The sequence below is a fragment of the Arthrobacter sp. UYEF20 genome, from assembly GCF_040546335.1.
Lineage (GTDB): Bacteria > Actinomycetota > Actinomycetes > Actinomycetales > Micrococcaceae > Arthrobacter.
Genome location: NZ_JBEPNP010000018.1, coordinates 86489 through 98235 on the forward strand (window position 1 = coordinate 86489; position 11747 = coordinate 98235).

The 11747-nt window shown below is 65.4% G+C and carries 9 protein-coding genes; 8 read left to right on the plus strand and 1 reads right to left on the minus strand.

Annotated elements, in window-relative coordinates:
- The first annotated feature begins 64 nt into the window (after positions 1-64).
- A complete protein-coding gene (locus tag ABIB26_RS18100; protein WP_354246208.1) occupies positions 65-700 on the plus strand; it encodes a LysE family translocator in 636 nt (211 codons plus the stop codon).
- Between the two features lie 218 nt (positions 701-918).
- On the opposite strand, the gene ABIB26_RS18105 is transcribed toward ABIB26_RS18100, so the two are convergent.
- Complete coding sequence (locus ABIB26_RS18105) at positions 919-1134, minus strand: hypothetical protein (RefSeq protein ID WP_354246210.1); 216 nt, start codon at positions 1132-1134, stop codon at positions 919-921.
- Between the two features lie 333 nt (positions 1135-1467).
- Between ABIB26_RS18105 and ABIB26_RS18110 the strand changes: the two genes are divergently transcribed.
- The 7 genes from ABIB26_RS18110 to ABIB26_RS18140 all read left to right on the plus strand — a co-directional run bounded on the left by ABIB26_RS18110 (position 1468) and on the right by ABIB26_RS18140 (position 11672).
- Positions 1468-2115 carry a hypothetical protein gene (locus ABIB26_RS18110; protein WP_354246213.1) on the plus strand — a complete coding sequence of 216 codons (648 nt, stop codon included), beginning with the start codon at positions 1468-1470 and terminating at the stop codon, positions 2113-2115.
- A gap of 410 nt (positions 2116-2525) precedes the next feature.
- Positions 2526-4523 carry a glycosyltransferase family 2 protein gene (locus ABIB26_RS18115; RefSeq protein ID WP_354246215.1) on the plus strand — a complete coding sequence of 666 codons (1998 nt, stop codon included), beginning with the start codon at positions 2526-2528 and terminating at the stop codon, positions 4521-4523.
- Between the two features lie 746 nt (positions 4524-5269).
- Positions 5270-5653 (plus strand): hypothetical protein, encoded by a 384-nt coding sequence (locus ABIB26_RS18120; RefSeq protein ID WP_354246217.1) that lies wholly within the window; start codon positions 5270-5272, stop codon positions 5651-5653.
- On the plus strand, positions 5650-8964 hold the full coding sequence (locus tag ABIB26_RS18125) for a hybrid sensor histidine kinase/response regulator (RefSeq protein WP_354246219.1): 3315 nt from the start codon (positions 5650-5652) through the stop codon (positions 8962-8964). Before ABIB26_RS18120 ends, ABIB26_RS18125 begins: the two co-directional genes overlap by 4 nt.
- Complete coding sequence (locus ABIB26_RS18130) at positions 8961-9893, plus strand: GGDEF domain-containing response regulator (protein WP_354246222.1); 933 nt, start codon at positions 8961-8963, stop codon at positions 9891-9893. The genes ABIB26_RS18125 and ABIB26_RS18130 overlap by 4 nt, the downstream gene beginning before the upstream one ends.
- Positions 9894-10354: 461 nt before the next feature.
- The gene (locus ABIB26_RS18135; protein ID WP_354246225.1) at positions 10355-10987 is read left to right on the plus strand and encodes a Type 1 glutamine amidotransferase-like domain-containing protein; all 633 of its coding nucleotides are present in this window, start codon (positions 10355-10357) and stop codon (positions 10985-10987) included.
- A gap of 226 nt (positions 10988-11213) precedes the next feature.
- Positions 11214-11672, plus strand: a complete 459-nt coding sequence (locus ABIB26_RS18140) for a hypothetical protein (RefSeq protein WP_354246228.1) — start codon at positions 11214-11216, stop codon at positions 11670-11672.
- Positions 11673-11747: the final 75 nt, after the last annotated feature.

An 11747-nucleotide genomic window follows, 5' to 3' on the forward strand; every position in this document is an offset into this window, starting at 1 on the left:
TACGGCCCGGGCGGCGTATTGCTGCAATTGCAACCAGGCAGCCAGCACCCGGACAATGGTGCTCATGACTGCTGTAACCCTGCTGGCCTTCGCCGGGCTGTGCCTGCTGCTCTCCGTCACCCCCGGCCCGGATACCTTCCTGGTGCTGCGGATCTCGCTGCAGAGTGCCGGGGCCGGCATTGCGGCGGCGCTCGGCTCAGCTGTGGCATCCCTGGTCTGGGCCGCGCTGGTGGGCGTGGGGCTCGCCGCCGTGCTGGAGGACTCCGCGGAGGTGTTCCGCTGGCTAAAGATCGCAGGCGGGTTGTACCTGCTGTACCTGGGAGTCTCGTCGCTGATCCGGGGCCGCCGCACAGCAACCTCCGCAACGGCCGGGCACTCTCCCCGCCGAAACTACAGCCGAAAGGCAGGGTTCGGCGCCGGCGCACTATCAACACTGCTCAACCCCAAGGTCGGCCTGTTCTACCTCGCCGTCGTACCACAATTCATTCCACACGGCGGCAACACACTGGACACCGCCATGGTGCTGGGCGCCGTCGAAAGCGCCATCGGTTTCCTCTATCTGGTGGCCGTATCCATCACGGCGGCGAAGGCAATGGCCTGGCTGCAGCGCCCCCGAGTGAGCAGCTGGCTCGAACGCGGCAGCAGCGGCATCATCGCTGCACTCGGCCTGGGCGTGCTGGCATCCAGCACCAGCTCGTAGCGCGTGCCGGATGCTCGCGGTGACCTTCCCATCGTGTCCTATAAGCCGGACCTCCAGCGGGCACGTCATAGCGTGAGAGCGCCCGCGTTGACCCCTCAGGGAGGTGCCCGCAAGGGGAACCACAAGCGGGCGGGACTCGGGGGCGCTCATGCGAGATAACAGCTGGTCGGGCCTGATTCGGGGGCTCGGAGCCTTCCCGATTGGTGGCTAGATCTGTACTAGTCGAGAAGCAGTTCGATCTCGTTAAGGACGGCTGTGACGTCGCTGGATGTCGGCCGGTCAATGAAGAAGATCTTGCTGCCGATCTTGTTGAGCGACGTTCCAAGAATGACGCCTCGAGTTCGATCGGCGATCCAGAACCGGTCGTGAAAGTCGCCGGAGTGTGTCGTCCGGATCTTCAGGTTCGGTACCGCGGCCGTGAGTGCCGTGGTCACCTCGTCTTGCACGGCCGGGCAGCTGACCTTCTTGTCAGCGACGAAGAGGAGCGATGTCCCCGCCGTTGAGTATCGGCCCGATGAACCTCGTCACCGACGCGGCCCTTCAAAGAGGCCAGGCGCTCACACAACCGTGCCGAGCCCTACGGTGAGTTGGCTGTGACAGGTTGTCCCGGTAGGACGGATGTCTCCCCGTGAGGCCCACGAAAGGTCTCCCCCAGGCTCCAGCCAGGAATTCGATTGCTGACCTACTCAGCCGCCACGCCTGCTTTGACTCTGCAGACGTCCGGTGTCGATTGCTGGCGAGGCTGGGGATGGCGTTGAATGTTGTCTATGGTCGACTGGGTTCTACTCGCCAACCTCGGCACCGCTCTCGGTACGACGGTGCTCGCCGTCGCGACGTTCCTCTCCACGAGGTCAGCCAACCGGTCGGCGCGGCTGGCCGAGCGCGCACTGCTGAACGGTTTGCGCCCCATCCTGCTGCCTTCCAACTGGTCGGATGCCCCGCAGAAGGTGCGGTTTATGGAAGGCAAGTGGATGGTCGTGCAGGGTGGCCACGCCGCCCTCGAGATCGCCGACAACACCGTGTACCTGGTTATGTCTGTGCGCAACGCCGGCCCGGGGGTGGCGATCCTGCACGGCTGGCATCTGCCACCGGACGCCAGGGCTCCGCTGGTACCAGTCGAGGAGTTCCACCGGCTGACACGCGACATCTACGTGCCGTCCAACGACGCCGGTTTCTGCCAGGTCGCCATCCGGGACCCGGAGTCGGCCGACTACCGTAACGCCACGGAGGGAGCCGCCGGCGAAGGCTTCGCCGTCGACGTGCTCTATGGAGACGCCGAAGGCTCGCAGCGCGTCGTCTCGCGGTTCTACATCACACCAGGACCCGTGGGCCTTGGCCGCGACGGGGACGACACCGGGTGGCTGCTGATGGTCTCGCGCCACTGGAACCTCGATTTGCCGGCGCCGCGCGGCTGAGCCTGGGGGGAGTCGCCGAGCACGGGCTTTGTCATGCCTGAGTCAGACCACATCTGAATCGTGGCTCTCACAAACGAAGGATTTCAAGAACACCTTGAATCGAGAATGGCGGCGCTTGAAGCGAGGGGCCGGAAAGCCGCGCCGTTCTGCGGGAAACCGCGATTGTGATGTCATTTTCCAAAGACGACTGCACGAAATGTCCAAAGTCGTCTGCACGGCCGCCCCTATCCGTAAGGGGAAGGTCTAACGGGCGATCAGCAGCTGGTCCAAGGTGCAACTGAGCAACCAGCACGTAAGCCGGCCCTCCGATGCGCATTCTTGTGTGAGTTTTAGCGCTGGCGGTCCGCTGCGTGTCCTCCCGGTTGCTAGGCTCCCCATGTAGAGCAACGGATCGAGCTGAGGGAGATCTCGTGCTTAGTGATAATGTCCGGTTGCGCGCAGAAGAAGTGTTCGTGGTCTCCCGGAGCGCACCTGTCGGGGCCAAGGCCCTGTCCAGGGCAGGCATTGCAGGCTGGGCTGCCCGGTTGGGGCCTCCGGGATCCGAAGCGCCCCGCTCCCGGCGCTTGGCCCATATCGGCGGTCTCGCAGCCATCTTCGTGCTGGTTCTTTACCTGATCTGGCGGGTGCTGTTCACCATGCCGTCCGGCGATTGGAACCTGACGATCGCGTGGATTTTGGTGGCCTTTGAAGCGCTGCCGCTGACAGGCCTCATTCTGAAGGCGGCGTCCGTCTGGAACATCGACAGCAACCCGCCCGAGCCGGTCACCGAAGCGCCCAACGGCATGCGTGTGGCGGTCCTGATTCCCACCTACAACGAACCCATCGAAGTTCTGACACCCACTGTCGCGGCGGCCTGCGAGTTGGCCCCGGACCATGAAACCTGGGTCCTCGACGACGGCGGCCGGCCCTGGGTGGAGCAGATGTGCGCCGCGTACGGTGCGCGGTACGTCCGGCGCGACCGTCACGACCACGCCAAGGCCGGAAACATGAACCATGCCCTGGACCTGATGGCCGCGGAAAAGGCGGCGGGCGCACCCGGCATCGACATCATCGCGGTGCTGGACTGCGACCACGTCCCGCTGCCGACCTTCCTCACGGCCACCCTGGGCTGGTTCGACGACGCCGACGTCGCGCTCATCCAGGGCCCCCAGTCCTTCTACAACGGGGGCGCGTTCGACGACGACGGAATCACCGGCGAGCAGGGCATGTTCTTCAACGTCCTCATGCCGTCCCGCAACGTTCCCGGCGCCGGGCCCTTCTGGTGCGGATCGACGTCGTTGTTGCGCGTCAGCGCACTCCAGGAGGTGGGCGGCGTAGCCACGGAGACCATCACCGAGGACATGCACACCACCCTCAAACTGATCCGCCGCGGCTGGAGGACGGTGTACCACCACCAGACGCTGGCTGTCGGGCTGGCCCCGGCAACACCGGACCAGTACCTGCTCCAGCGCCGCCGCTGGGGCATGGGTGCCATGCAGATCCTTGTCCATGAACGGCTGTGGGCGGCGAAAAGCTGGATGTCGTGGCGCAACTACCACGAATACCTCAACGGGACGCTGTGGTGGCTTGAAGGAATTGCCACGCTGGTGGCGTTCCTGATTCCCGTGCTGGTGATGCTCTCCGGGGCCCAGACGTCCACTGCCGGCCCGGTGCTCTTCACCGGGGTGTTCATCGTCATGTTCATCGTCCGGCTGTGGGGCTCCAAGCAGCTCATGCGCAATGAAATCCACTGGCCCACGGCCTTCGCCCTGCGGATCTTCCGCGTCCCGGTGGGCCTGGCGTGCCTGTGGTGGCTGATGTCCCGGAACATCCTCGAGTTCGAGGTAACGCCAAAGGGCGCCGCCGATCTTCGGCTCCGGGGCCGGACGCCGCGCATCCTGATAGTGATGTTTATCCTCATCACCGGGATGATTCTTTACGCGGCGGCAGGGCTCGCCGGGCTGGTTCCCTGGCGTACCTCGCCCGGCTCCACAGTCGCGTCCGGCGCGTGGCTGGTCCTCGCCGGCGTCGTCCTGGTTCTCGGGACACGGCGTATCCGCGCCGCGGAATTCTCGACCTCCCGCCGCAACGGGCACCGCGTTGAAGTGACGGCCCCGGTTGAAAGTGACGGAGTCCCGGGGGAGCTGCTGGACATCTCTGTCGGGGGCGCGGCCGTCAGGTTCCCCCAGGGAACGCTGCCGCCGTCGGGCCCGGTCATGCTCCGGCTCCCGATGTCCGGACCGGTCCAACTGGAGGTCATCAGGGTCATCGAGCAGCCGGACGGATCGCAGATCGCATCCCTGAAGGCGGTCGACGACGACTGGGCTGCCTACCGCGCGCTCTCTTTGTGGATCTTCCACACACCCGCCGGGGCCTTGCCCGACTTCCCGCCCGGCGTCCCGGCCGCGGCGTCGCTGCGGGGCCGCTGAGGCCCCCGTCTTCCTCGAAATGGCACTTCACGGTAGCCTGCGCGCGAAGTACTGCCGCGGAATACCGTCTGGGGGGCGATGCCCTTCCCCCCGCACCACCATCCGGCCGTGCTAGTCCGCGGTGCCTGTTCTGTCCGGCAGGCCGGCATCGCCCGGGAGGTCATGAACGCCGGCGTCTCGTACGGATGCACGGACAGCGCGGCGTCGACGACGGCGCCGAAAGTCGGGGTCGCACCCGGCAGCGGGGTGAAGCGCCCGGTGCCTTCGAGGCTGAACGAGCAGTGCGAGTAGTTGCCCAGCCTGCCCGCCTCTGCTGGGCGGCTTCACCGTCTTCACCGGCGTCCTGGTCGCGATCGGTGCCACGCCGGCCCGTCCGCCGCCTAATCGCAGCCGGCAAACAAGACCCCGTCCGGGCCCGACCACGCCCGGTTGTTTCTGTCTAACTGGTCACGCCGGAACCGTCACCAACCCGTTGCACGGACGCACCCCAGCTTGGATCTATTTCGTGACCGGTGCCATCAACCGAGTATCCGGACGTTTTCCTGGGGTCTCCTTGAACCGTCCGGGAGCATCTCCGGCGCCGGGAATGGCCCCGGCGGGGGATGCTGTGCAGATCCTTCGGTTCTCCTGCGCAAACGCGCCGGACGCGTTTCCCCCCGGTGTGGGACGGTAGATTGACCATCATCTGAATATGAAGTCCGGCAGCTGGGAAATGAATGTTAGCTCGTCAACCGGCCGGAACCGCCGTGGTTAAGCGGATCGGGCGTGCACGGAAATCCGTCGACCACCACCAGATCGTGGCGGTGGTCCGGACCCCCGTCATCCCGGGCGGGGGCGTGGACGGGCTGGTGGACATCTCCAGGGGCGGGGCGTCAGTCGGGTTTCGGGCAGCAGTATTGCCCGGCGGCTGGCGCATTCAGCTGGGCATGCCCGCTGCGCCACGGATCGGCCTGGAGGTCGCGCGGGTCTGGGAGAACGCGGCCGGGACACAGACGGCCTGGCTCCGCGCAGCGGAGGGCGGCCGGCGCGCGTACCGCGCCCTGGCACTCCGGCTTTCCCACACACCACCGGATGCCCTGCCGGGCTTTCCTCCCGGTGTTCCCGCCGCCGCGTCGCTGCGCCGCGCATGAGAGCGTCCCGTATCGTACCCGTACGCTGGCTGATCGCTGCCGGCTGCACGGCCGTTGCAGCCCTGGCCGGATTCCTGGCCGCTGTCCCGGGGACGACCCTGGCGTTGACCGTCGGTGATCTGACCATTCTGCTGGCCGTGCTCGTCGCTGTGGCCAGTTGCGCGCGTGCTGCCCGGCGCCCGGGCGAAAACGCGCGGGGCTGGCGGTTCATGACCCTCGCCGTCTCCCTCTGGGCGGCAGGGCAGGGGGTCTGGACGTTTTTCGGCCTCACCCAACACAACGTCTATCCGTTCCCGTCGCTGGCGGACGCCGCGTTTCTCGGCTACGCGGTACCGGCGGCAATTGCCCTGTTTTCCTTCCCGCGGCCTCAGGGCTCCGGCGTCGCCCTCATGCGGACCCTGCTGGACGCGGCGGTGATCGCGAGTGCAGTCCTGTTCATCAGCTGGGCCACGGTGCTTGGCCCCGTATCCCGTGCCGACGGCGGGGATCTTCTCACCCACCTCACCGGAGTGGCATACCCGGTCGTTGATGTCCTCATGGGTTCGCTGGTTCTGGTGCTGACCATGCGCAGTGCGCCCGGAGACCGGCTGCGGTGGCTCTGCCTGGGCGGCGGCCTGCTCGTCCTGGCGCTGACCGACAGCGCATACGTGCGGCTGACCTTCGAGGGCGTCACCGGGGTGACCGGAACGCCGCTGGCCGCGGGATGGGTCTCTGCGTTCCAGCTGATAGCGCTGGCTCCGTTGGCCCGCCACACGGAACGGAGCCGGACCGACCGGCGCGTGTACACCCTGGCGCTGGAACTGCTGCCCTACGTCCCTGTCGCCGTCGCAATCCTTGTGTCCCCGGGCCGCCTGAGGGAGGAAAACGATCCATTCCTCCTGCTCACCGGGCTGACCGTGGTGATGCTGGTCGTGGTGCGCCAGTTTGTCATTATCTATCAGAACGTCACGCTGACCCGTGATCTTGAATCGAAGGTGGCCGAGCGCACCGCGCAGCTGGAGGGCCTGGGCGCGATCGTGAATTCCTCGGACGACGCGATCCTCGGCTCGGACAGGCAGGGTTTGATCACGATCTGGAACCCCGGGGCGCAACGACTCTACGGTTACGCGGCGTCCGAGGTGATCGGCAGGAACCGCAGCTTCCTCATGCGCGACCAGGACCGCGAGTCCGAATTGGCCACCATCAAGGGTGTCTTTGACAGCGGGGATGCCTGCAGCTACGAGACCGAACGTGTGCGGAAAGACGGGTCCATGCTGCCTGTTTCGATGACCGTCTCACCCATCCGGGGCGAGCATGGCGTCCGTGGAATAGCGACAATTGCCCAGGACATCACCGCCCGCCGGGCTGCCGAAGCGGAATTGCTGGTCGCCCGTGAGGCGGCGGAGGAATCGAGCCGTCTCAAATCGGAGTTCCTGGCGACGATGAGCCACGAAATCCGTACTCCCATGAACGGCGTCATCGGCTTGACCTCGCTGCTGCTGGCGACGGACATGAATGAGACGCAGCGCCAGTATGCCGACGGCGTCAAGGGCGCCGGCGAAGCCCTATTGACGCTGATCAACGACATCCTGGATTTCTCGAAACTCGAGGCGGGCAAGGTTGACCTGGACCCCGCCCCGTTCGATCCGCGCGTGCTCGTCGAAGAAGTCGCCGTCCTCCTGGCCGAACCGGCGCAGGCCAAGCGGCTCGAGCTTATCGCCTACTGCCGCCCCGACGTCCCGGCGCGGCTGGTCGGCGATGCGGGCCGCATCCGCCAGATCCTGCTGAATCTGGCCTCCAATGCCGTGAAATTCACCGCCTCCGGCGAGGTCGCAATCCGCGTCCACGTTGTGGAGGCGCACGCCGACCGTGTCGCGGTGCGTTTCGAAGTCCGTGACACCGGGATCGGGATCGACACCGCCGATCACGACCGTTTGTTTGAATCCTTCTCCCAGGCCGACGCGTCCACCACCCGCCGCTTCGGCGGAACCGGCCTCGGCCTGGCGATCTCTCGTCGACTTACCGAGGCCATGGACGGGGAAATCGGCGTCTCAAGCGCCCCGGACCAGGGCAGCACCTTCTGGTTCACCATCCCGCTGCCTGTTGCGCCGGCGGCCCCTGCCGCGGCCATTCTCCCCCCGGATCTGCTGACCGGGCTCCGGGTGCTGATCGTGGACGACAACGCGACCAACCGCCTGGTCCTTGAATCGCAGCTGGCGGGCTGGGGAATGAAGCCTGACACCGTCACGGGTGGCCAGGAGGCGCTGGTCAGGTCCAGGGCAGAGGAAGCGGCCGGACGGCCCTACGACATCGCTGTCCTGGACATGTGCATGCCACACATGGACGGGCTGGAGCTTGCACGCATCCTCAGCACCGAAGGAGCCGCGGTGTCCGCCCGGATGATCATGCTGACCTCCACGATGCAGGTCGACAGGGCAGAGCTTGCCGCGGCCGGGGTCCGGGAATGGCTGACCAAACCCGTGCGCAGCTCAGCGCTGTTCGACCGTCTCATGCGCCTGGTGGCCGCCCCGTCCGCGGCGGTGTCCGGGCCAGCAGTTGTCCGCACCGAGCCCGCGCAGCACAGCGGCCCCTCACGCGGCAGGATCCTCGTCGTCGAGGACAACGAAGTCAACCAGCTCGTAGCGCGGGGCATGGTCGCGAAGCTGGGATACCAGGTTGACCTGGTCGAGGACGGTTCACAGGCTGTCGCCGCCACCGGGAAGGTCCGGTACGCAGCCGTGCTGATGGACTGCCACATGCCGGTCATGGACGGCTTCGAGGCGACCGGTGCGATCCGGGCCCGGGACGGGAACGGCCGCCGGCTGCCGATCATCGCCATGACGGCCGGCGCCCTGGACGAGGACCGCGACCGATGCAGCACCGCAGGCATGGACGACTACCTCTCCAAGCCCGTGGATCTGGCAAAACTGGAGGCAGTCCTCGCTCGATGGATACCCCCTCTCGCGCCGCCCGGCGAAGAGCCGATACTCGATCCGGCCAGGCTGTCGATCCTTCGGTCCCTCGGGGCGCCGGACGGGCAAGGGCTGCTGCCCCAAGCCGCAGAAGCCTTCCGGCAGGACATTCAACCGAGCCTGGACTCTTTGCGCCGGGCACTCGATGACGGCCGCGGCGAAGCCCTCGAAGAGGCCGCCCACAAGCTCAAGGGCGCCGCGGCCAGCATCGGCGCCAACCGGGCGGCGGCGCTCTGCCACCAACTCGAACGCACTGCGGGCACTCCGGATCACGCCCACCCGGACCTGCTGGCGCGGCTCGAAGCGGAACTCGCTTTGGTCGAAGCGGCGCTGGGCTATGCACTGGCGGGGAAGCCATGAAAGTCCTGGTAGCGGACGACGACTACGTTTCGCGGCTGGTTGCGAAGGCGGCGGTGGAGCAGTCCGGGCACGAATGCATTGTCGCCGCCGATGGAGACGCGGCCTGGGAACTGTTCCAGCTCCACCGGCCCGAGGTTGTGGTGACCGACCTGAAAATGCCGGGCCTGGACGGACTGGCTCTTTGCCGCGCCATCCGGGCCACCGAAAAGAACTCGTACACGTACCTTGTCCTCGTGACCTCCCACGGGTCGCAGGACGATGTCCTGGCAGGGCTAGAGGCAGGGGCTGACGACTACGTGACGAAGCCCCTGGACCCCTTCACCCTTCACACCCGCCTTCTCGTGGCACTCAGGGTAACGTCGCTGCACACGGACCTCGCCCGCTACCGCACCGCACTGGCCGAACAGGCACGCAGGGATCCTCTGACCAAGCTCCACAACCGGCTCAAGCTCTCCGAAGACATCGAACGGCTGCAAAACAGCAGCGAGCGGTACGGGCAGGACTATTCCGTCGCCCTTTGCGACGTCGACAATTTCAAGAGCTACAACGACCTCTACGGACATCCGGCCGGCGACGCTGCACTGCAGGCCGTCGCGGACACACTCGCCAGCCATGCCCGGACAAGCGACGGCGTCTACCGCTACGGCGGAGAGGAATTCCTCCTCGTACTGCACAACCAGACGATGTCCGGGGCCAGAATGGCCGTGGAACGGGCAAGGGCGGCGGTCCAGGCCATGGGAATCCTGCACTCCGGCCGTCCCCTCGGCGTCCTGACCTTGAGCGCGGGCATATCGGCCTACTCATCCGGACACCGCGCCAGCACCGAACAGCTCCTGAAGGAGGCCGACGTCGCCCTGTACGCTGCCAAAGCCGCCGGAAGAAACACCGTCGCCGAGGCAGAGACAGCCAGCGCCGATCTGCACCGCTGAAACACCGAAAGCCGCACGGCTGCGGGACCGGCTCTCGTTCAGCACCCTGCCCGTCCGGATCCGGTAGCCAACCGCCCAGGACCACGTCCGGGCCTGCACCCGTCCACCCCCGAGCGCCGACAAGAACGCATATTGTGAATCAGGAGGGAGACCGCCCCGCACTGAGTCGGGCCTCGGGCCTCAGGCAAAACCGCCATTTCAACGGTGAAATAACCGCCATTCTCAACGAACAGTCACAGGCGGGGATCCACCGGCCAAACGCCGATGTCTTCGATCAAGTAGTTGGACTTCAGGCTGTGCGTAAACGACCGTTCACGAGAGTAGTTCCCGGAAGATTCGAACTGTGACTGTTAACCCGAAATGGCGGTTAAGTCGCAGCTTGAAATGGCGGTTTTGCCGTTCCGCTTACGGAACCACTTGTGGGACGCCGTGAAGGGCCTTCCACTGCGACAATGGTTGTTGTGCGGCTCTATCTCTCGTCATATCAACTCGGCGATCATCCCGAATTGCTCTCCGGGCTCGTACGCGGCGACCGGCGGGGGTGGGTGATTATGAACGCGCTTGACGGGCTCGACGACGATCGACGCCGGCGAGACACCGAACGTCAGATTGCCAATCTCGAAACACTCAACCTCACCGCAGACAACTTCGACCTGCGCGAGCACGACGCGGAATCGATAGCGGCTGATTTCGGGGACCCGGCGTTCGTGTGGGTACGCGGCGGAAACGTCTTCACTCTGCGTGCCGCAATGGCACGATCAGGCGCTGACCATGTGATTGTGCATGGCCTTCAGCAGGATGCGTTTGTCTACGCGGGCTTCAGCGCAGGAGCGTGCGTGTTAGCCCCGAATCTAGCCGGACTGGAACGATGTGACTCAGTTGAAGACTGTCTAACCACGTACGACGACGTGGAGTTCGATGGCCTGGGCATCCTTGACCGTCCCGTCGTGCCGCACCTTTCCTCGCCTGACCACCCAGAAACCGAAGTCCTCGGGGAAGTCGCAGCACGATACAACATAGAACATCAGCCCTTCTGGGCCCTCCGGGATGGTCAGGCCCTCGTCGTCGACGGGGGCGAAACGACGATCCATTGACGATGGGCTATCGGGTCACCCTGGACCGTACCGAGTGACCCGTGTCCCTCCCTACCAGTGGAATCTTCGACTCAGACATGGAGAACCTTCTGGTTGAGATAAGGCTACGAACGAATCTAATAGGTTCCCGCAAGCGGAACGGTCACCGGACCGGTGGGCGTTCGGCAATCTCTTCCACACATACAGGCTCCCGATCACGTGTTTGGTTCATAATCGAGGCATGAGAGTGGCTGGAATTCTCCCCGAAGACGCGCCCGACCCTCGTGTCGAGCAGGCTGAGCGCCTGAAACTCATGCCCATTCCGGTGATGGGACTCATGTCCCAGCCCTCGCTGGAGGACACGGATACCGTCGGTCTGGGATACGGTCAGGACGCGCGTGGATACAGTGAAATGACAGCGAGCGTCACCTATACAGTCTGGCGAAACCCGATTGACCGCTCCGACCCGATAAACCTCGCGGACCTCGACGAGCAGACGCGGAGGGCGATCGAGGATGTTCCGCCATGGCCGCGACCCGCGTGGCTGGTCGAGCAGGTGGAGCGAATGCGATACCCGCAGCTGTGGGAGGCCGTGCGAACTACCTGGCACCGTGACCCATCCGAGCGTTCTTCGGTTCGCAGCGTGCTGGTCGACCACGTCAACTACATCCTCATGAACCAGTACCGAGGTGTACTACTGATGTGAGACACAGTTTGAAAGGATTGTGCCCATGTCTTCCCGTCCTAGTTATTCCGATGAGTTCAAGTCCGATGCCGTGAA

Coding starts and splice junctions, on each gene's coding strand:
- ABIB26_RS18110 (WP_354246213.1), top strand. CDS start 1,468: ATGGTCGACTGGGTTCTACTCGCCAACCTCGGCACCGCTCTCGGTACG.
- ABIB26_RS18100 (WP_354246208.1), top strand. CDS start 65: ATGACTGCTGTAACCCTGCTGGCCTTCGCCGGGCTGTGCCTGCTGCTC.
- ABIB26_RS18125 (WP_354246219.1), top strand. CDS start 5,650: ATGAGAGCGTCCCGTATCGTACCCGTACGCTGGCTGATCGCTGCCGGC.
- ABIB26_RS18130 (WP_354246222.1), top strand. CDS start 8,961: ATGAAAGTCCTGGTAGCGGACGACGACTACGTTTCGCGGCTGGTTGCG.